The sequence below is a fragment of the Steroidobacteraceae bacterium genome (genome assembly GCA_041395505.1).
Taxonomy (GTDB): Bacteria; Pseudomonadota; Gammaproteobacteria; order Steroidobacterales; family Steroidobacteraceae; genus JAWLAG01.
On the sequence record JAWLAG010000001.1, the window covers coordinates 2,265,526 to 2,286,629 of the forward strand.

Annotated in this window: 17 protein-coding genes and 1 pseudogene; 8 read left to right on the forward strand and 10 right to left on the reverse strand. The window is 62.3% G+C overall.

The window, feature by feature from the left end; translation table 11 throughout:
• Positions 1 to 9 precede the first annotated feature (9 nt).
• The 5 genes and pseudogenes from R3E77_10580 to R3E77_10600 form a co-directional block, all read right to left on the reverse strand.
• A pseudogene (locus R3E77_10580) lies at positions 10 to 2,811 on the reverse strand (2-oxoglutarate dehydrogenase E1 component).
• A 119-nt stretch (positions 2,812 to 2,930) separates the two neighbouring features.
• Positions 2,931 to 3,407 (reverse strand): DUF5658 family protein, encoded by a 477-nt coding sequence (locus R3E77_10585; protein MEZ5499859.1) that lies wholly within the window; start codon positions 3,405 to 3,407, stop codon positions 2,931 to 2,933.
• Positions 3,408 to 3,453: 46 nt separating this feature from the next.
• A complete protein-coding gene (locus tag R3E77_10590; GenBank protein MEZ5499860.1) occupies positions 3,454 to 4,446 on the reverse strand; it encodes a PA2778 family cysteine peptidase in 993 nt (330 codons plus the stop codon).
• Positions 4,427 to 4,822: a PA2779 family protein gene (locus tag R3E77_10595; protein ID MEZ5499861.1), complete on the reverse strand. Its 396-nt coding sequence runs from the start codon at positions 4,820 to 4,822 to the stop codon at positions 4,427 to 4,429. Before R3E77_10595 ends, R3E77_10590 begins: the two co-directional genes overlap by 20 nt.
• A gap of 100 nt (positions 4,823 to 4,922) precedes the next feature.
• Complete coding sequence (locus tag R3E77_10600; GenBank protein MEZ5499862.1) at positions 4,923 to 5,228, reverse strand: metalloregulator ArsR/SmtB family transcription factor; 306 nt, start codon at positions 5,226 to 5,228, stop codon at positions 4,923 to 4,925.
• Between the two features lie 152 nt (positions 5,229 to 5,380).
• Here R3E77_10600 and R3E77_10605 point away from each other — a divergent pair, with 152 nt between their 5' ends.
• From R3E77_10605 to R3E77_10625, 5 genes are read left to right on the forward strand one after another with little or no spacing between them, the layout of a single operon-like run.
• Positions 5,381 to 5,584, forward strand: a complete 204-nt coding sequence (locus tag R3E77_10605) for a DUF2892 domain-containing protein (protein MEZ5499863.1) — start codon at positions 5,381 to 5,383, stop codon at positions 5,582 to 5,584.
• The gene (locus R3E77_10610; GenBank protein ID MEZ5499864.1) at positions 5,581 to 6,663 is read left to right on the forward strand and encodes an efflux RND transporter periplasmic adaptor subunit; all 1,083 of its coding nucleotides are present in this window, start codon (positions 5,581 to 5,583) and stop codon (positions 6,661 to 6,663) included. The genes R3E77_10605 and R3E77_10610 overlap by 4 nt, the downstream gene beginning before the upstream one ends.
• A complete protein-coding gene (locus R3E77_10615; GenBank protein ID MEZ5499865.1) occupies positions 6,660 to 9,917 on the forward strand; it encodes an efflux RND transporter permease subunit in 3,258 nt (1,085 codons plus the stop codon). Before R3E77_10610 ends, R3E77_10615 begins: the two co-directional genes overlap by 4 nt.
• A 2-nt stretch (positions 9,918 to 9,919) precedes the next feature.
• Entirely contained in the window at positions 9,920 to 11,203 is a 1,284-nt protein-coding gene (locus R3E77_10620) for an FAD/NAD(P)-binding oxidoreductase (protein ID MEZ5499866.1), read from the forward strand.
• Complete coding sequence (locus R3E77_10625) at positions 11,200 to 12,501, forward strand: TolC family protein (protein ID MEZ5499867.1); 1,302 nt, start codon at positions 11,200 to 11,202, stop codon at positions 12,499 to 12,501. The genes R3E77_10620 and R3E77_10625 overlap by 4 nt, the downstream gene beginning before the upstream one ends.
• Here R3E77_10625 and R3E77_10630 read toward each other — a convergent pair.
• Together R3E77_10630 and R3E77_10635 are read right to left on the reverse strand one after the other, a co-directional pair.
• The gene (locus tag R3E77_10630) at positions 12,467 to 12,751 is read right to left on the reverse strand and encodes a hypothetical protein (protein ID MEZ5499868.1); all 285 of its coding nucleotides are present in this window, start codon (positions 12,749 to 12,751) and stop codon (positions 12,467 to 12,469) included. The genes R3E77_10625 and R3E77_10630 overlap by 35 nt on opposite strands.
• A gap of 12 nt (positions 12,752 to 12,763) precedes the next feature.
• Complete coding sequence (locus R3E77_10635; GenBank protein ID MEZ5499869.1) at positions 12,764 to 15,148, reverse strand: EAL domain-containing protein; 2,385 nt, start codon at positions 15,146 to 15,148, stop codon at positions 12,764 to 12,766.
• Between the two features lie 97 nt (positions 15,149 to 15,245).
• Here R3E77_10635 and R3E77_10640 point away from each other — a divergent pair, with 97 nt between their 5' ends.
• Complete coding sequence (locus R3E77_10640; protein ID MEZ5499870.1) at positions 15,246 to 15,893, forward strand: methylamine utilization protein; 648 nt, start codon at positions 15,246 to 15,248, stop codon at positions 15,891 to 15,893.
• Complete coding sequence (locus R3E77_10645; protein ID MEZ5499871.1) at positions 15,881 to 17,113, forward strand: hypothetical protein; 1,233 nt, start codon at positions 15,881 to 15,883, stop codon at positions 17,111 to 17,113. The genes R3E77_10640 and R3E77_10645 overlap by 13 nt, the downstream gene beginning before the upstream one ends.
• Before the next feature lie 27 nt (positions 17,114 to 17,140).
• On the opposite strand, the gene R3E77_10650 is transcribed toward R3E77_10645, so the two are convergent.
• Positions 17,141 to 17,476: a hypothetical protein gene (locus R3E77_10650; protein ID MEZ5499872.1), complete on the reverse strand. Its 336-nt coding sequence runs from the start codon at positions 17,474 to 17,476 to the stop codon at positions 17,141 to 17,143.
• A complete protein-coding gene (locus R3E77_10655) occupies positions 17,473 to 18,627 on the reverse strand; it encodes a class I SAM-dependent methyltransferase (protein ID MEZ5499873.1) in 1,155 nt (384 codons plus the stop codon). Before R3E77_10655 ends, R3E77_10650 begins: the two co-directional genes overlap by 4 nt.
• 288 nt (positions 18,628 to 18,915) lie before the next feature.
• On the opposite strand from R3E77_10655, the gene R3E77_10660 reads away from it, so the two are divergent.
• Positions 18,916 to 20,073, forward strand: coding sequence for an acyl-CoA dehydrogenase family protein (locus R3E77_10660; protein ID MEZ5499874.1), 1,158 nt, complete (start codon positions 18,916 to 18,918; stop codon positions 20,071 to 20,073).
• 82 nt (positions 20,074 to 20,155) lie between these two features.
• Here the strand turns inward: R3E77_10660 and R3E77_10665 are convergent, their stop codons facing one another.
• On the reverse strand, positions 20,156 to 21,025 hold the full coding sequence (locus R3E77_10665; GenBank protein MEZ5499875.1) for a MaoC/PaaZ C-terminal domain-containing protein: 870 nt from the start codon (positions 21,023 to 21,025) through the stop codon (positions 20,156 to 20,158).
• Positions 21,026 to 21,104: the final 79 nt, after the last annotated feature.

Here is a 21,104-nt window from a genome sequence, read left to right on the forward strand (position 1 = left end):
GGCCGCGTGGATGAACTCGTTCTGTTCCAGCTCGTGCACTTTGGCGATACCGGTCGCCGGTGCCGCGGCGGGCGCCCGGCCCGCGTACAGCAACTGGTGCTGCTCACCGATCGGTTCGACGAGACGATGTCGGATCTGGTACCAGGCGCCCTGGTTCTGCGGCTCCTCCTGGCACCAGACGAGTTCGCGCGCCTGCCCGTATTTCTCGATGATCGCGGCATACTCCTCGACCGGAAACGGGTAGAGCTGCTCGATACGAATGAGCGCGACACCGTCTTGCTGTTTCTCGTCCCTGCGCCGCAACAGGTCGAAATAGACTTTGCCGCTGCAAAATACCAGGCGCCGCACGCCATTCGGCTCTTTGATCGCGGCATCGTCGATCACCAGCTGGATATGCTCCTGCGCAAGGTCATCGAGCGCCGAGACCGACAATTCGTGGCGCAACAGGCTCTTTGGCGTCATGACGACCAGCGGCTTGCGAAAGCTGCGCAGCATCTGCCGGCGGATCATGTGAAACATCTGCGCCGGTGTCGACGGCACGCAAACCTGCATGTTGTACTCGGCGCAAAGCTGCAGGAAGCGCTCCAGGCGCGCCGATGAGTGCTCCGGGCCCTGACCTTCGTAGCCGTGCGGCAGGAATAGCGCAAGACCACAGAATCGCCCCCACTTCGCCTCGCCCGAGCTGATGAACTGATCGATGATGACCTGCGCACCGTTGGCAAAATCACCAAACTGCGCTTCCCAGATTACGAGTGCATGAGGGTCGGTGGTCGAGTAGCCATACTCGAAACCGAGCACGGCTTCCTCGGACAACACGGAATCGATTACCTGGAACGGCGGTTGGCGCTCGCCTATGTGCTGAAGCGGAATATGGGTCTCGCCGGATTGGGCATCATGCCAGACGGCGTGACGATGAAAGAACGTGCCGCGCCCCGAATCCTGACCGGAAATGCGAACCTTGAAGCCGTCCTCGAGCAATGCCGCATAGGCCAGGGTCTCGGCGCATCCCCAATCAAGCGGCAACTCGCCGGCGAGCATCTTCACTCTGTTCGCCACCACGTTCGCCACCCGCGGGTGCAGCGTGAAACCCTTCGGGATGGCGGTGATGCGTGCGCCCAGGGACCGCAGGCGCTGCATATCCACGCCTGTGGATGCCCGCGTCGTTACGTCAGGCACGGTGAACTTGGACCAATCGACGGTATATTTGTTGCCGATCATGCCGAGCGAGGCGCGAGCCTGTGGCCGCCCCTGGTCAAGCCCCTCGCGATATTGGGTCATCATCTGCTCGGCGGCCCCATCGTCGATTTGCCCGGCCGAAGACAGCGAATTGGCATACAGCGTGCGCACGGTCGGGTGCTTGCGTATGACCTGATACATGACCGGCTGGGTCGCCGCCGGCTCATCCGCCTCGTTGTGCCCATGGCGGCGATAACAGACCAGGTCGATGACGACGTCCTTGTGAAACTTCATTCGATAGGCGAACGCCAGTCGCGTGACGAAGACAACCGCTTCGGGATCATCCGCGTTGACGTGGAAAATTGGCGCTTCGAGTATCTTGGCGACATCCGAGCAATACATCGTCGAGCGCGTGTCACGAGGGTCGGAGGTCGTGAATCCAACCTGGTTGTTGATCACGATGTGCACACTGCCGCCCGTGCAGTAGCCGCGCGCCTGCGACAACTGCATCGTCTCCATGACCACGCCCTGGCCGGCAAATGCAGAGTCGCCGTGGATCAATACCGGCAGAACGCGCTCACCACGGGCATCGTCGCGCCGCTCCTGTCGCGCGCGTACCGACCCTTCGACCACGGGATTCACGACCTCCAGGTGCGATGGGTTGAAGGCAAGCGCGACGTGGACATTACCCCCTGGCGTGCGCAGGTCGGCGGAGAAGCCCTTGTGATACTTGACGTCTCCGGAGCCCTGCCGCGTGGCGATGTCATACTGGCCCTCGAACTCGGAGAACAGATCCGAGGGAGCCTTGCCGAGCACGTTTACAAGAACATTCAATCGGCCGCGATGCGCCATGCCGATCACGACTTCCTCCACGCCGGCGGCACCACTACGCTGCACGATATCGTCGAGCATCGGGATGAGCGAATCGCCACCTTCGAGCGAGAAACGCTTCTGCCCGACATAGCGCGTGTGCAGGTACCGCTCCAGACCCTCCGCCGCCGTCAGCTGCCAGAGGATATTGCGCTGCTCGTCCTCGCCGAATCGCTGCTGCAGACGCCCGGCCTGATAGTGGTCCTGCAACCAAAGTCTCTCGTCCGTGTTCGATATATGCGCGAATTCGGCACCGATGCTGCCGCAATACATGAACTCGAGCTGGTTGATGATTTCGCGCAGCGGCAGTCGATCAGGCACATCCGAAGTTCGCGATCCCGTGAAAAACACTTCATCGAGGTCACTCGCATCGAGATCGAAATACTTGAGTTCGAGGACGCGGGGTCGCTCCCGCTTCATCAACCCAAGCGGATCGAGGCGTGCGAGCAGGTGACCGCGATTGGCGTAGATCTGGATCAGCCGCGAGACCGCTCCCTGCTTGGCGCTACCTCCCGCGGACCCTGACGGTGCGGCCGCCGAGCTTGCTACTGCGGGCGATCGAGCCCGTTGTGCAATGGCGACCTGGACCTGGCCGTGGGTGAGCGGCGCTGGACCTTCCGGCCCGAGCGCAGCGAAATAGGCTTGCCAATCCTTGTGAACGCTGGCCGGATCGCGCAGAAAACTTTCGTAGAGCGCGTCGATGTAATTGGCGTTGGCACCCGAGAGCGAGCTCGACGCCATCAGTTCGGCCAGTTTTGATGCCATGGTAAGGACAAACCTCAACGCCGCCGCATGCCGGCATTGACGCTGCCGGCGCCCTGGCGCCAAAGACTTAACAGAATGTGAGTTTAACGGAATGTGACTCGTTCAGAAAACGAGCGCAGTCACGTTTGTTGCGTCAGCAGACCCAACAACCACAACTCATAGCCTATGAGCGCGGCATAAAGCGTCAAAATTCCGTACAGGACGTTGGCGACACGGAGCCAGCCAAATACATGGGAATGGGCAAGCAGGATCAGCAGGACCATGCCACCGCCGGTCATGGCCAGTTTGCAGATCGCAAATGCCGTACCGCTGCCGGCGACCAGAGGCAGCATGACCGGGTTGGCTTCGTAGGCGCCATGGTGGATCAGGTTGAGCGTCAGGAGCGCGTCTGCCAGCGAGCACAGCATGACCAGAATTGCGACTGCCAGCCAACGTGCATCATGCCAGTCGACCGCAATGAATCCGCGATTGCGCGTGCGGCGCACGGCCCGCCGGCGGCGATGCACACTCCCAACCAGGAGGCCATAAATAACCCGCTGGCGCCGGTCGGATCGCAATCGGCGATCGCCCTTCGCCGCTGCCGCATTGGATTTCATCGCCTCGATTCTATTGGATGCACGGCCGCGGAGCCGCCGATGTGACTTATTGAGGGTCGGTAGTGATGTCGGCATCGTGGCATTGTGATGCCGGGGTTCCTGCCGTATCGCGAGCCCGCGCCTCGAGTTCGGCGGCACTGCGCGACAGTGCTTCGCGTAGCAGGATATCCGTAGCGGACGCTTGCGCCCGCTCAATCGACGCGCGGGCCAATGTCATGCAGCCGAGCCTCATTTGCAGGTGCGCGAGGTTGTTCAGGTAAAGCGGGTTGTCGCGATCGTGCTGCAGAGCGCGGCGATAGGCCAGCCCGGCCCCTGCATTGTCGCCAAGCTGCAAACGGGCATTGCCCAGCGCGAACCAGACCAGGGAATTGTCCGGGTCGATCGTAGCCAGAGAATCATAGGTGCGCTCCGCGACCGCGAAGCGGCCGAGAGACTCGAAATCGGCACCCAGCGACAGTAATCGGCCGCTATCGGGGCGCGGTGGCAGCTCGCCGGGCCTGAGCATGACCAGCGCATAACGATCCGCCAGATTCCAGGCATGCATGAACACCCGATTGCGCATGACACTGCGTCGAATGCGACCGGAGCGAAGCACCCACGCAGAGCTTGACCGATCGAAGCCTACGACTACCGCGAAATGCCAGCGCGGAATCCACTTCAAGCCAAGGTTCAGCAGTACCAGCACCGCCCGCCCGGCTTGCAGCTGCTCGACGATTGCCGACGCGTCCCGATCGACCTGGTACGGCAACCGGTCCGACTGACGCGCGCGTGCCGTGAGCTCGAGTGCCAGGCTCCCGCGCCGCTGTGGCAGCATGACGTCGGGCGCCAATGCGTCTGGCGTCGTGTTGACACCACTCGCGACGAGCACGGTCGCAAGCGCCGCCGGGCCGCACTGGTGTGCGGATTGGGCAAAAAACGGCGTATCGACCAGTTCGATCGCCGCAGGACCTCGCAGCGACGCGCAACCGCCAATGGCGCCGAGCGCAAGAAGCGGAACGAGCGCGTTACGCGACTTGCTGCTAGCGGCGCGCCGGTCCAATCGACTTGAAGATGTCGATCACGCCTACGACCTCGAGTATCAAGAGCACCAGGAAGGTCGCGCCGATGATTGCCAATGCATCGCCCGCTGCCGGATCCGACTCGAGGCGCTCGGCCAGCTGGTGCAACTCGGAGTCGGTCAATGCCGCGATACGCCGCTCAACAGACTGCGGATCGACACCCAGTTTCTGCATATGGGCACTGACCTCGGCGCTCGCCATGATTGCGTCGATGCGCGCAATGTCTGCGCCACGATTCGTGCCTTGCAAGGCAAAACTGGTGGGTAACATTTCGGCGAATGCGCCGACCGGTGTGCCGGCCAACATGACAGCACAGCTCAGCAAGCAAACCAGAGACCGTTTGCCGGAAGATTTCATGGACCACTACTCCTCGAGTTGACGCGACCGCAGCGCTAGCCTAGCGCAATTGGCCGCAACTGGCGATGGCGAGGCGTCGCCGGATGGCGACGTGCGTCGATCAGGGCGCTGGCGCGTCCCGCCCGTCGACGGAGCAGTAGATGTCATGCAGGGTCTGCACGATCTGCGCAGCCGGTCCCGGCAGCAACGCATAGAAAATGACCTGGCCGTCGCGCCGGGCGCGCACCACGCCCTGTTCACGCAGGATCGCCAGATGCTGCGACAGCGCTGACTGGCTGAGCGGCAATTGCGCGTTCAACTCGCCGACCGACAATTCTGCCTCGCTCAGCAGGCAAAGGATCATCAATCGTTGCTGATTGGCCAGGGCGCGCAACAGCGTGCCCGCTTGTGCCGCGTGTGGGGCCATGGCCTGCGCCGGCGTGGCGCCCGTCTGCCTGTGCCGTGCGGTTTTCCTGTGCGCCAAAGTATGACCTCGTCGAACCCTGATATATATACTACTTTACTAATTTAGTGTTGTCTAATATTATTCCCTGACTGGCGCGCATGACGAGGTGGCTTATGAATATCGATCGTATCGTGATGGCATTCGCCGGCAGCATGATTCTGCTGAGCCTGGCGCTCGGCGCCCTGGTTTCGCCGTACTGGCTGCTGCTGGGTGCCTTCGTCGGGCTCAACATGCTGCAGGCAGCATTCACGCGCTTCTGCCCATTGGCCCTGATGCTCCGCCGAATGGGCGTCCTGCCAGGCGCGGCATTCAAGTGAGCCGACTTCAGTGCGTCGTAATTGCGCCGCTTGCGCTCGCAGTCGTGCTGCTGGCAGGTTGCACGTCCGGCAAGTCGCCTGCGACTGCCGACGAGGCCAAGCCGGCGCCCTACCCCGTTCTGACCGCGCAATTGCGACCGGTGCCGGTTGAACGGCAGCTCGACGGCCGCATCGAAGCGGTCAACCAGGGTACGGTGTCGGCCGAAACCTCCGGGCGGGTGGTCGAGATCAATTACGACGTCAATGATTTTGTCCCCGCGGGGGCGGTCATCCTGAGATTGCGCGCCACGGAGCAACGCGCGGGCCTGTTGCAGGCCCAGGCTGCACTACGCGAAGCCACGGCACGTCAGGGCGAGGCAAATTCCCGCTATGAACGTGTCGCCGACATGTACGAACGCAAAGTGGTGCCGAAAGCGATGTTCGATGAAGCGCTTGCCAATCGCGATGCTGCCGATGCGCGTCTCGCAGCGGCGCGCGCCTCCGTGCAAAGTGCCAGTGAAGGCCTCGGGTACACCGAAGTACGTGCACCCTACGCCGGTGTGGTCGTCAAGCGACACGTCGAGATTGGCGAGAGCGTCAGCCCCGGCACGCCGTTGGTGAGCGGACTGTCACTGCAGTTCCTGCGCGTGGCCGTGGACATTCCGCAACGTCTGGTCGAACAGGTGCGCAAGATACGCAAAGCGGCCGTCTACGCACAGGGCAAGCGCATCGATGCGACCCAGGTCGTGATCTTTCCGCAAGCGCAGCAGCCGTCTGCGACCTTCCGCGCCCGGGTCGACCTACCCGAAAACGCGGCAGACCTCTATCCGGGCATGCTGGTCAAGGTTGGTTTCGTCGTTGGCGAAGCCGAGAGCCTTACCCTGCCGGCGAGCGCCGTCATGCATCGCAGCGAAGTCACGGGCGTATATGTCTGGGATCCTGCCGCCGGTGTCACGCGATTCCGCCAACTGCGCATCGGTCAGTCGGTCGCCGAGGCCGTCGAAGTACTGGCAGGACTGCGCGCAGGCGAGCAGGTTGCGGTCGACGCCATGTCCGCGATGTCGCGCGCCACCGCCGATGCGGCGGAGTCGCGGCAGTGACCGACACGCGCCTCGGCATATCCGGCCGTCTGGCGCGGTATTTCCTCCACAATCAGCTCACCCCGCTACTGGCGCTCGCAGCGCTGCTCCTGGGTATCTTCGCAGCGTTCATCACACCGCGCGAAGAAGAGCCGCAGATTGACGTCACCTTCGCCAACGTGTTCATTGGCTTTCCCGGCGCATCGGCCGAGCAGGTCGAAACGCTGGTGGCATCGCCGATGGAACAGGTGTTGGGCGAAATCGCCGGCGTCAAGCATATCTATTCGACGTCGAGTCCCGGCATGGCGGTGCTGACCGTGCAGTTCGAGGTCGGACAGAAGCGCACGGAGGCGATCGTCCGGCTGTACAACGCGATTTACTCGAACGCCGACTGGCGGCCACCCGCGCTCGGCGTGGCGCGACCGTTGGTCAAGCCGGGCGGGATCGACGATGTACCGATCCTCACGCTGACGCTGTGGACGCGCGATGCCGCACGCGGAGCATGGGATCTCGGCAAGGTTGCCCGCTCGATCGAGACCGAGATCAAGCGCGTTCCGGGCACGCGCGATGTGTACATCGTGGGCAGTCCCGAGAATATCGTGCACGTCGAACTCGATCCCGCCAGGCTTGCCGGCCACGGCTTGAGCGTGAGCGAGGTCGCAAACGCCCTGGAGCAGGCGAACGTCGTGCGTCAGGCCGGCATGCTGGTGGGCCACGATCGCGTCACGCCGGTGCAGGCCGGAGAATTTCTGGGCGATCGCGATGCCGTCGCCAATCTCATCGTCGGCGCGCAATCGGGCCAGCCCGTGTACCTTGAGGACGTCGCGACCATTTCGGCTGCACCCGATCAGGCCGACTCCTACGCCTGGTTCGGCATGGGGCTGCACCATGCTGACGGCGCGCAGGCGGTGAGCAATGCGCCTGCGGTGACGATCGCGATTGCGAAGAAACCTGGCGAGAATGCCATTGATGTCGCCAGCCAGGTGCTGAAACGCGTCGACATGCTGCGTGGCACCTATATCCCGGACGGCGTCGAAATTGCCGTCACCCGCAATTACGGCGTGACGGCCAACGACAAGGCCACGAAACTCATTCAAAAGCTGCTGTTCGCAACGGCATCCGTCGTTTTGCTAGTCGTGCTCACCATGGGCCGGCGTGAGGCAATCGTGGTTGGCACGGCGGTCATCGTGACCCTGGCCGCGACGTTGTTTGCGTCCTGGGCCTGGGGTTTCACGATCAACCGGGTGTCGCTGTTCGCCCTGATCTTCGCTATCGGCATCCTCGTGGACGACGCCATCGTCGTGGTCGAGAACATACACCGACACCAGCAACTGAGCTCGGAGCCTGCCGCGACGCTGATTCCGCGCGCCGTCGACGAAGTTGGCGGGCCTACCATACTCGCCACCTTCACCGTCATCGCAGCACTGCTGCCGATGGCCTTCGTGAGCGGCCTCATGGGTCCCTACATGAGCCCGATCCCCATCAACGCCAGCATGGGCATGCTGTTGTCGCTCGCAATCGCCCTCATCATGACGCCCTGGCTATGCCGCAAACTGCTCGCGAAGCCAGGAGCATCGTCGCACGGACCCGCCGATGCGGCCGGGCACAAGGATCGAGTCTCCCTGTGGTTCGAGCGAATCCTGCGTCCGTTCCTGGCTGGTACCGATGCACGCCGCCGGCGACATCGCCTGTATGCGGGGATCGGGTTGGCAATCCTGGTCGCCGTCGGGCTCGCGCTGATGCAGTGGGTCGTCCTGAAGATGCTGCCGTTCGACAACAAGTCCGAGTTCCAGGTCATCGCGAACCTTCCTGAGGGCTCAACGGTGGAAACGACCGCGGCCCTGCTCGGTGAACTCGGCACGGTGCTGCAGGACGTGCCGGAGGTCGTGAATTTCCAGGCGTATGCAGGCACGGCGGCACCGATCAATTTCAACGGACTCGTACGCCAGTACTATCTGCGCCAGTCCCCGGAACTGGGCGATATCCAGGTCAACCTGGTCGACAAACATGAGCGGGACCGCAAGAGCCACGAGATCGCACTGGCTGTCAGACCAGCGCTCGCTGCAATCGGCAAACGCTACGGCGCTTCGGTTCAAGTGGTTGAAGTGCCGCCCGGCCCGCCGGTGCTTGCACCGATCGTCGCCGAGATATATGGGCCCCGCTATCGCGAGCAGCGGCTGCTCGCGACAGCATTGCGCGCGCACTTCGAGGATACCGCCGATATCGTTGACGTCGATGACAGCGTTGAAACGCCCGCCGAGCGGATCACACTGCTCGTCGACCGGCAACGCGCCGCGCTGCTCGGCGTCAGCCAGCAGCAAATCAGTTCCGTGTTGGCAATGGCGCTGGGCGGCGCCGACGTGAGCTTTGTTCACTCAGGTCGCGAGCGCCAACCGATTGCGATACGTCTCGAACTGCCGGTGGCGGACAAGGCCGAAGTCGATGACCTGCTCACTTTGCGTGTAAGGACGACGACCGGCCAGACGGTGCCGATATCTGAAGTCGTCGACATTGCGCGCGGCGCCTGGGACGGCGCGATCCATCACAAGGATTTGTTGCCCGTCGCCTATGTCACGGGCGATATGGCCGGCAAACTCGACAGTCCGCTCTATGGCATGTTCTCGCTGGTTGGCCAGATACGCCGCGAGGGACTACAGGGCCAGGAAGTTCGCCAGCACTTCATTGCGCCGCCAGATAACCCCAATGAAATCGCGATCAAGTGGGATGGCGAGTGGCAGATCACCTACGAAACCTTTCGCGACATGGGCGCGGCCTATGCGGTCGGCCTGGTGCTCATCTACCTGCTGGTCGTGGCGCAGTTCGGCTCCTACGCGGTACCGCTCGTGATCATGGCGCCCATCCCCCTGACGATCATCGGCGTCATGCCCGGACATGCGCTACTCGGAGCGCCGTTCACCGCGACATCCATGATCGGGATGATTGCGCTCGCCGGCATCATCGTGCGCAATTCCATCCTGCTGGTGGATTTCATCAATGGCGCCATGGCGGATGGCATGTCTGCCGCAGACGCAGTGATCCGCGCCGGCGCGATTCGCGCCAAACCGATAGCTCTCACGGCGATCGCCGCGATGACCGGGGCGTTCTTCATACTGGACGATCCAATTTTCAACGGCCTCGCGATCTCCCTGATTTTCGGAATCTTCGTTTCAACGGCACTGACGTTGCTGGTCATCCCGGTGCTGTATTTCGCGTTCCTGCAACGCCGCGGACATGTGCCAGCGGCTCTTGCGACAAATAGCGACGGAGGACAATAGCCATGGCTCATATTGCAATTGTTGGCGCCGGCATCGGCGGCGTCCCCTGTGCCTACGAACTGCGCAAGAAGCTCGGGCGCGACCACCAGGTCACACTCATCGGAAGCTCGCCTTACTTCGAATTCACGCCGTCGAATCCCTGGATTGCGGTCGGTTGGCGCAACTGCGAGCAGACACGTGTCGCCATGCAGGCGCCTCTGGAATCGAAAGGCGTTCGTTGGCTTGCCGACCAGGTCATGCGGATCGACGCCGCCGAGAACCGTCTTCAACTCAGCGGCGGAAGCGAGCTGAGCTATGACTACCTGGTCATCACGACCGGCCCCAAACTCGCCTTCGACGAGGTGCCAGGTCTCGGGCCCGAGGCCGGGCACACCCAGTCGATATGCACCCAGGCACATGCGCAGAAGGCATGGGAAGCCTACCAGGCCTTTCTCGAAAATCCCGGTCCGGTAGTCATCGGCGCCGTGCAGGGCGCCAGTTGTTTCGGTCCGGCCTACGAATTCGCCATGATTCTCGATGCCGATCTGCGCAAACGCAAAATGCGCGACCGTGTGCCCATCACCTACGTGTCCAGCGAACCGTACATCGGTCACATGGGCCTCGGCGGTGTCGGCGACAGCAAGGGCCTCATGGAACGGGAACTTCGGCAACGTCACATCAAGTGGATTACCAATGCCAAGGTCGATCGCATCGAGGCCTCGAAGATATCGCTGACATCGACCGACGAGTCCGGCCAGGCACAGCGAAACCACGAACTTCCCTTCAGCTATGCCATGCTGTTGCCGGCCTTTCGCGGTGTCGACGCCGTTGCTGGCGTACCCGAGCTATGCAATCCACGCGGCTTCGTCCTGATCGATGAACACCAGCGCTCGAAGAAGTACCGGAACATTTTTTCGGCGGGCGTGTGCGTCGCGATACCACCGGTGGAAGCAACGCCCGTGGCGACCGGCGCCCCCAAGACCGGCTACATGATCGAATCCATGGTGAGCGCGATCTGCGAAAACATCGCCGCCGAAGTCGCTGGCAAGACCGCCGATGCAAGGGGCACGTGGAACGCAATATGCCTTGCCGACTTCGGCGACACCGGCGCTGCATTCGTTGCACTACCGCAAATCCCGCCACGCAACACCACTTGGGCGAAAGAAGGCAAATGGGTGCACTTGGCCAAAATTGCCTTTGAAAAATACTTCCTGCGCAAAGTGCGCAGCGGCTCGATTGCTCCGGTGTACGAGCGCTACGTACTCAAGGCGCTGGGGATCGTATCGTTGAAGGAAGTGCATCGGTGAAACAGGCGATCGTTGAATTTTTCACCGCAGCCGGACTCGCAGCTCTTTGTGGGTCTGCCCAGGCCGAGACCTTGCGGGATGCCTGGCAGATGGCTCTTGCGAGCGATGCAACGATTGCTGCGGCCGCGGAGGATGTGGCAGCCGGCTATGCGCAGCTGCGCGCTGCCCGCGCACAGCGTTGGCCGACGCTTTCCGCAGGTGCGAACTACATGCAGTTTGACCATGCACCGGCTCTCGAATTGTCGACGCCGCAGTTCTCGTTCACTTCTCCACCGATATTCGACAACGACGAAACACTCAGCACGAATTTGCAGCTATCGATGCCAATCTTTACGGGCGGGCGGATCAACAACTCCATTCGCCAGGCGAACGCACAGCACCGCGCAGTACAGGCTAGCTCGGAGCAGTACCGCCAGGATCGGCTGCAAACCGTCGCAACCGCTTTTTTCAACGTACGCCTGACACAGCAGCAGCTCGAGGCAGCGAGCGCGAACGTCGAGCAATTGCGTTCGCACGTCCGCGACGTTGGCATCATGGTGCAACGCGAAGTCGTGGCACGCAACGACCTCCTGGCCGCTCGCGTCGCGCTGGCCGATGCCGAGCAAAAGCAACTGCAGGCGGACAATCAATCGCAGCTTGCATGGGCCGAATACAACCGGCTGGTTGGAATGGACACCGAGCGGCGGGTTGACCTCGTGGAACAGCCGGGCTTCGAGGTCGCTACCGATGACGAGCCGCTCGAGAAGCTGCTCGAGTCGGTCGCCGACCAGCGGCCAGCCATAGTTGCCCTGGGTGCGCAGACCGAGGCGCTGGGCGCGGCTGCTCGCGCCACCGCGGCCCTGCAACTGCCTCAACTCTCGCTCGTCGCGGCCTACAGCCACCTCGAGACGACGGTGCTCGACCGCCAGGATTTTCGCACCATCGGCGTCGGCCTCAACTGGGCCATCTTCGATAGTGGCCAGACGCGTCAGCGCGCAGCTGCGCTGCGACGCACGGCGGCGGCCTCCCGTCTGCGACTGGATGACCAGGTATCGGCTGCAAAACTCGAGGTGCGTCGGGCGTGGCTGGCGCGCGACGAAGCACGCGGCCGCGTCAAGGTCAGCACCGAGGCGGTAGCAGAGGCCGAAGAAAACCTGCGCATTGCGCGCGAGCTCTACGGCGCCGGACTCGCAACCAATACCCAGGTCCTGGAAGCTGTCGCCCTGCGGATCGGCGCCATAGGCAATCGCGACCGCGCCTTGTTCGACTCCGACCTCGCCCGTATCAATCTGGCGCGCGCGGCCGGCCGACTGCAGTAGTGGCATCTCCCGTGCGATAGAGTCTGATCGCCCAGCGAATTCCCCACGCGACGCCAAGCACAACGCAGACCGCAGCGAGCAACAAACCCAGATCGAGCGCGCCAAAATCGGATTTATGCCCCGCCAGGAACAGGAATCCGAGGACAAAGCCTGCAACCGCACCAGCGAACGCACCGAGGCCCACCATGAGTACCCCAAGGAGCAGCAGCAGCCAGCGCGGTGGCTGACCCTTGAAGACGGGAATCTCCACGGCGACCTGCGATTAACCTTCCCGGATATTGAGCGCGCGCAGCTGTGCGAGCGTCGGGCTCGAGTCCGTCAGTACCTCGTTGGCGCGACGTACGAAATCCACCATCTGCGATGGTTCCAGCGGTTTCGAAATCAGATAGCCCTGTGCGTAATCGCAACCGAGCTGGCGCAGCAGTGTCCATACTTCGTGGGTCTCAACGCCCTCGGCGACGACCCTGAGACCGATGGCATGCCCGAGCTCGATGGTCGAACTTACTATAATCCGATCATCGCGTGACTCGTGCGACCGCGAGACGAAGCTGCGATCAATCTTGAGTTCGTCGACGGGAAGCCGGCTCAGGTGTGATAGCGATGAGTAACCGGTACCAAAATCATCGATGGCGAAGCGCACGCCTGCAACCCGCAACAATTGCATATGCTGTGCTGTCGTGACAGGTTCGCGCATGGCCGCGCTCTCGGTAATCTCGAGAACGAGCAACGTCGGTGGCACACCATTTTGTCGCAATTCGGCCAGAACCTCATCCGCGAAAGTAACATCCATGAGATCCTGGGCACTGACATTCACAGCAACTTCGATTTCGACATCCATTTTGCGCCACTGCCCGAGCTGCCGGATCGCCTTGCGCAATACGGTTCGCGTCAGCTGGCGTATCAGGCCGGTTTGCTGCGCCAAAGTCACGAATTCTGCTGGAGCGATCTCCCCGAGTTCCGCGTGCCGCCAGCGCGCCAGCGCTTCGACACTGCGCACGCGGCGATCGGCGATGGCCACCTTCGGCTGAAAAACCAGGCGCAGGTCGTTATTCTTGAGAGCCTTGTGCAACTCAGCCGTCAGCTGCACGCGGCGATGGTAGCCCTGGTCGCGACCGGATTCGTAGACGACTACTGGACGGTCGCCATCCAGTGCGCCTTGCAGGGCAATTTCAGCGCGTCGCAACAACAACGAGGCTTCGTAGCCATGGTCCGGTGATGCGCAGACGCCAAAGGCCGCGTTGAGTGACAACATGGCGCCATCGACTGCGAGCTCCGCACGCACCGTTGCCTGCAGACGGATCGCCAGCAGGCGGGCCTGCTCCAGCGAGCACTGCCTGACGACGATCAGGAAGCGGTACGCGCCGACCCTCGCGACAATGTCATTGCGGCCACAGGTATCCTGCAAGCGCTTGGCCAGGCTTGCGACGGCTTCATCGCCAACGCGATACCCCAGCGACGCATTCACCTCGCGCACACTGTGCGCGGAGATCATTACGCAGCCGATCAATGCGTTCGAACCATACTGCCGCAGCATTTCCTCGAGCGCCTGTTCTGCACCGAACCGGTTGGGCAGACCGGTCAGTTCATCGTGGTATGCGCGATGGCGAATCTGGGTCTCGCGATCGGCAATGCCGCGCTGCATGCTATTGAAGCTGGCCGCCAACCGGCTCAACTCCCGGCCGCCCTTTGCCATGACATTCGCCGAATAGTCGCCTTGCGCGATGCGGCCTGCCGCTTCCTCGAGCTCTGCAATCGGCCGGGTCATGGTCCTTGCCAACCAGACGCCGAAGGCGACAGCGAGAAATAGCGCCGTGCCACCCACCGCCAGCATTACGTCGCGGACCTCACGGTAGGGTGCCTGCACACTGGTCATGGTGCGTTGCAGAACAAGATACAGGCGATCACCGTTGCCGGGCAGCGGCGCGACACAAACGAGCCAGCCGCCACCCTCGCCTGTTCGCCAGCGTTGAGCAGAACCGCCCTGCGGCAGTTGTCGTGCGCTCTGTTGCAATTCCCGCCGCTGCCCTTCGCTCAGAGAACTCGCAGCCAGCACCGCGTCGCCCGCGTCCAGCGCCAAAAGGCTGACATCGGCAGCAAGCAGATGTTTCAACTCGCCAGCCAATTCGTCATTGAGAGCAAAGCCAAGCGCCACCCAGCCAATCGTGCGTGGTGCGCGCACCGGCACCAGCAGGAACTGAAACGCCTGGTCGCCGACCACGGCGTTGAACGCCTGCGGGCCACCGCCATTGGCCTGCACCTGAAGCTGTTTGAGCGTCAGTGAGGACTCGCGCCGGGATCCGGCCTGCAGGACTTGTACGACCCCGTCGATGTCCGCGATCAGACCGACGTCGGCGTTGACCCGGCGCATATGATTCGCGAGGGCCGAGCCCATGGTCGCCGAGTCCGCGCTGGCGACAGCCTCGCGAAAACCGTAATCCTGGGCAAGTACGGCAACAGCGGCGGCGAGCTGACCAGACCGGACCTGCAGGAACTGGCTCGCGTAAGAGGCTCCGGCAATCAGGTTTTCACCGGCACGCGCCTCGACGTCGTCGCCGACCCGCGCAAGGACTGCGAACAGGGTCACACTCTGGGTCGCAACTATCAGGCCCAGCATCAACGCGAGAAGTCGGTTACGGAAGCTGCTCATCGAATGGCCTTCTAATAGCCAGCTTCGAGCTTATGTGAATTGCCTGGCCAACCGTGAGCGCAAAGGAATAAATCTGAGACTTGCCGCATCAGTAGGCATGGAAAAGGCCCGCGCCGCGGTAATTCTGTGCGCTTTCGCACTGGCGCCGACCTGCCCTGTGCGTGCCGCTACCATGGCTGTCACGTTGCTCGACCGCGACGGCCACGGTTTTGCAGATGCCGTGATTGAAATCAGGCCGTTGGAGCAGGCACAACCAAGCGCCGCACCGATCAGCGCGGTGATGGATCAGGTCAATCTGCAATTCCGACCGGAAGTACTGGTCGTGCCGGTTGGCTCGAATGTGGCATTTCCCAACAGCGACCACACACGCCATCAGGTTTACTCGTTCTCCGCCGCTCGCAAATTCCAGCTGCCGCTCTATCGCGGCAAGCCCTATCCGCCGCTCGTATTCCCGACCCCTGGCATCGTGACACTCGGCTGCAATATTCACGACGAAATGGTCGCGTACATCCGGGTGACCGATGCGCCCTACTACGGACAGACGGACAACGACGGACACTGGCGTGCGATTCTGCCCGCTGGCCATTACCGCCTGCAGCTTTGGCACCCGCGCATTCGCGATGACAGCGGCAGCCTGGCCCGGGACTTCGTTCTCGAGACCAACGACGAAATGACACTGAGTCTGCGCCTCGCCAGGAGTGTGTTGCCACCGCCGCCCGAAGGAAATGTCGCATGGGCCTATTGACTCGAAGCGCCATGCGTCACCTGGGTCTCACTGCTTGCCTCGCAGCAATCACGCTCGCAGGTCATGCAGCAACAGATATCGAAGCTGCGATTGACCTGCGTGTCATCGCCACGGACTCGGAGCGCTCCGAACTCGACGGCGGGCTCGGTCGCACCCGATTCGGCGACGACGCGCGCAGTGTGCAATTGGGACGAGCCCGACTGGGACTGCAACAGCACCTCGGCGAGATTGCGAAATTGCACATCGACGCGTCGGCCTGGGGTACGGCTGATGGCACGAGCGTCGACGTTACCGAGCTCTACCTGGAGCTGCGTCCCTATCCTCAGGGTCCATGGCGCTACCAGCTGCGTGCCGGCGCGTTCTACCCGCCCGGTTCGCTCGCAGTTCGAGCAAGTGGCTGGGAGACGCCCTATACGCTCAGCGCGTCGGCCGCCGATACCTGGATTGCTGAAGAGATCCGCACTATCGGCGTGGAGGCGCAGGCACAATGGCTTGGCGGCGCGAACACGCATTACCAGCGCGCCAGTGTTGCCGCCGGTATTTTCGGCTGGAATGATCCGGCCGGTGTTCTGCTCGCGCAGCACGGCCTCGCCTGGCACGACCGGCAGACCGGACTATTTGAACGAACAGGCGCCGGCGACAGCCCCTATCTGGCGGCGCGCGAGCTGTTCCATGAAATCGACGGTCGTGCGGGCTTCTATGTTGCGCTCGACTGGCAGCTGCCCGAGCGCGCTGAGTTGCTCGGATTGCACTACGACAATCGCGCCGACCCAAGCCAGTATAGCGCTGCGCTGATGGACTTCGCGTGGTTGACCAAATTCGATACGGTCGCAATCCGGGCGGAACTGGGAACGCACTGGACACTGCTCGGGCAGTGGCTCGGTGGCTACACACTCATTGAAGTACCGGCGGAGCTCGAGTGGTATTTCGATACTGCATCCCTGCTCGCCAGCTACGAGCGAGGCGGGCAGCGTTTTTCCGTGCGTTACGATGAATCGAGCGTTGACGCCAATGCGGCCGCTGGCGGTAGCGCCGATCGCGGCCATGCTTTCACTTTCGCCTACAGCCGCGATTTCGGCACGACTTGGAATCTCCGCGCAGAATGGCTGCGGACGGACAGTCGTATTGCGCTACGCCCTCTCGCCCTGGGCGAACCAGCCAAACGCGACGAGAGTCTGTTGCAACTGTCCCTGCGGTATCGCTGGTCCACGCAGAGGTAATTGGCTCTTTCTGCGGTCAGTGCCGGCTCAAGGCGACTCGTCGCTGCTCTCGCCCCTTGCCGCAAGTAGGGGCCGACACACTTTGTCGAGCAGGCGTTGGCGCATTTGTTCGCGCGCCGTTTCCGCCTGCGCATCAGGCACGTAGGCCTCGACGGCATCCTGGGTGGCCGAGACGCCGGCGCCATTGAGACGCTCGTGGCTATCGAGCCGATCGCGCAGGATCGACACTTCGGATGTCAGTGCCATGATCATGCCGACCAGCGTATCGACACGCGGGTCCCGTCCCGGCGCGGTTCGCCGCCCCTTGTGAACCCGATGACGCAGCAGACGGCCCGGTTGTGCGGTCTTGTCCGCCGGCTTCATTGCGGTTTGCGGCCCGAGACCAGGTACCAGGACTTGTAACCGCCCTTGTTCGGCTGGCCGAATTTCGCGGTTTCGCCACGCGACGGCGGTCCGAAAGCGGCGTCCTGGTAACCGGCGGCAACATCGACGAAACCTGCCGATCGCGCAAGTCCTGCGAGGTCCGCCGAAATTGCTCCCAGCCAGAACGGCTCGTTGTTGTAGCGCGTCTCGAAATCTGCACGCAAAAGCGAAAACGCATCGGCTTCCGCAGCACGCATCGGCACTTCTAGGTGGACCATGACACCGCCGGGACGCAGGACGCGCATGCATTCGCGGATGATGCGCGGCAACGCTCGCGCGGAGGTTTCGTGAAGCATGGCGCTGCTGAAAACGAGATCGAAATGCTCCGATGGGTAGCCGGTCTGCTCCGCATTGGCTTGTTTGAAATGCAGCGGCACCCCAAGCCGGGCGGCTCGCGCGTGCGCGTAGCGTAGCAAGCCGGCACCGACGTCAACGCCGTGCACCTCGGCATCGGGGAATGTGCGGGCAACGGCCACGAGGCTATTGCCGACGGTACAGCCCATTTCCAGGATCCGGCGGGCGTCGAGTCCGGGGAATCGCTCGAACACGTGCGCGGCAACGGTATGGCCACGCATGTCATTCATCTGGCCGCCCTGGCGCCCCAGGCTATAAAGCGATGCGGCCTTGTCGAAGACGGCGCCCTGGCGGACACCGCCCTGGGGCGGATCGACGTGGTAGCTGCCCGGCATCATGTGAGTGTCGGTAGCGGCCAGATATCGGGGCAGCACGAAGTCGGGATCCACAGTCAGGCTGCCGAGCGCGGGCGCCAGGGCCGCAGAATCGTCGAGTGCATCGAGTTGGCGGTCGACGCAATCGCCGGCTGCCTGCCACATGAGTTCCTGCGCGGAGCGCATCGCCGATACCCAGTTCTGGTAGGACTGATCCGCGCTCATGCGTTTGCGCAGTTGTGGCAGCCACTTCGACTCCCCGGCCGCCGCGCCTATCTGTGCTGCGATTGCGTCGGTGCGCTCCCGCACGATGGGATCCATCTGCGCGGCGATATAAGACTTGAATGCAATCACGAATTTTTGCTCCGACAGCTCGTCGTGACTGCTCTGCGCCATCATCGGGTGGACTTTCACGCTGGTCATGAGCGCTACTTTCGCAAAGCTGCGGGTCGTGCACCAGTCCTTTTGGACAATGCTCCGGCTGCCAGGCCTCCAGGCGGTCATGGCCCCGCCGAACAGGGCCACGAACGGCGCCGGGCTCCCGTCGATGCCTGATATCGGACGACACCTGGTATCCATGGACGCCCTCGCCCGGCGGCGCTCGTAGTGCCGCAACCTGACTGCGTAGCGTGCTATATTTGACGATCCCGTTCGAACATTTTTTTGCGCTACCGAATCTGCAGCGGAGCGTGTACGAGAGACGATCGCCCGATGTATTCACTCACCGAAGAGCAGCTCGCAGTCCAGGAACTCGTACGGCGCGTTGCACGCGAGAAAGTCGCCCCGCGAGCTGACGCTATCGATCGCAATGCCGAGTACCCGCAGGACATGTTCGATCTGCTGAAGGAGCTGGGACTGTTCGCGTTACCATTACCGGCGGAGCATGGTGGTGCAGGCAGCCTGCTGTCAGCATGCATCGCCGTCGAGGAGTTCGGTCGCGTCTGCTACAACACCGGCTACCTACTGGTCGTGCAATGGGTTGCCTTCGGTGCACTGCTCGCGGCGGGCAATGAAGAACAGAAGGCGCGGTACTTGACTGGACTCGCAAGCGGCGCACTGCGAGGCGCATTTTCGACGACAGAAGCCCAGAGTGGCTCGGATGTCTCAGGGATCAAGACCCGCGCCACGCGCGTGGACGGCGGCTATCTCCTGAACGGCTCGAAGATCTGGTGCACGAATTCTGACGTCGCGGATTTCGTGCTAGTCGGCGCGAAATGCGCGGGCGATGACGGCAAGGATGCCATCAACCTGTTCATCGTCGACCGGGGCACACCGGGCTTCAAAGTAGGTCGCAAGGAGGACAAGATGGGCGCTCGCGGCGTTCCGTCCTGCCCGCTCTTCTTCGACGATGCCTTTGTACCAGCGGGCAATCGCATGGGCCCAGAGGGTGGTGCCGGTTTCAAATCCGTGATGGAGGCTTTCAATACCAGCAGACCAATCGTCGCCGCGCGAGCCGTCGGACTCGCCCAGGGCGCGATAGATCATGCAACGGAGTTCATCCAGTCGCGCAAGGCTTTCGGCCGTAGAGTGGCGGATTTTCAGGGGGTGCGCTGGATGCTGGCCGAAATGGCAATGCGCACGGAAGCTGCGCGTCAGCTCACGTACAAGGCGGCTTCGATGGTTGACGCCGGGATCACTGGCCCCGAACTTGGCAAAATGGCCGCAATGGCCAAGTGTTTTGCGTCTGATGTCGGCATGACGGTCGCAACCGACGCAGTGCAGCTATTCGGCGCCGCGGGTATTTCGAATGAATACCCGATCAATCGATATTTTCGCGATGCCAAAGTCGTGCAAATCATCGAAGGAACCAATCAGATTCAGCGCAACATCATTGCCAACATGTTGCTTGGTCGCGAGCAGAAAGCCTGAAACTGCGTCGACCTGCGGGTCACGTACCAGGCATCGCAGCGACTTGCCCGGTGGTACAACTCCGGCTGCGGGCGGTCACATCTCAGATGAGCTCGACCAGGCCGTTGTTGAGCACTACCGCAGCGCGAGCGTCGACGGTGGCACGAAAAAGATAACGCCCACGCCCCTCATCCCAATATTCGAATCGGACGGTTTCGCCTGGCAAGACTGGCGCAGTGAAGCGCACGGCTACACGACGGATACGCGACGCATCGTACCGGCACACAGTTCGCAGCAGACCGTGTACGGCCATGCCATAGGTACAGAGGCCATGAAGTATCGGGCGCGAGAACCCTGCCGCCTTCGCCACCGACGGATCCGCGTGGAGCGTATTGTAGTCACCGCTCAATCGATAAATGAGCGCCTGGCGCTCAATGGTCGGCAGCGTCGCTTCCACATCGCAATCGCGATCGGGGACCTTGGGCAGCTGTTCGGGGCCCTGGTCACTGCGTCCGCGATGCAGGCTGTACCCACCATCGCCTCGCAGAAAAGTGATCATACGGGCTCGTGCAACCAACTCATCGGTCGCCTGCAGCCGCAGCTCGCGTTCGATGACGACTAATGCACCCTTGCCCGGGCCTTTGTCGGTTATCGAGAGTATTCGATTGCGCGCCGTAATTGCAGCCGCTGTGGGTAGCGTCCTGTAAAGCTGCAAGTGCTGCTCGCCGTGCACCAGCTTCACCCAGTCCGCACCGGTCCAGCCATCCCGCCAGAAAAAACCCGGGCTGCCAATCACAGTAGCCATCGTCGGCACGGCCTGTAGATTCTTTTCGAAAACGAAACACAGCTCGCCATCGTCGAGCGGATCGGCCCCCATGCCGAGTCCGAGCGCGTAAAGCATAGTGTCGCGCTCGGTATAGGTCTGAACTATGGAGCCAAAGTCATGCGCGCGAAGCGCATCGTATTCGAGCATCGAGCCTCCGTGAATCCTGGCCTGCGCAATCGCTCATCGGACGTCCGGTCGCGGGCGATGAATTTTCTATCAGTCAAGT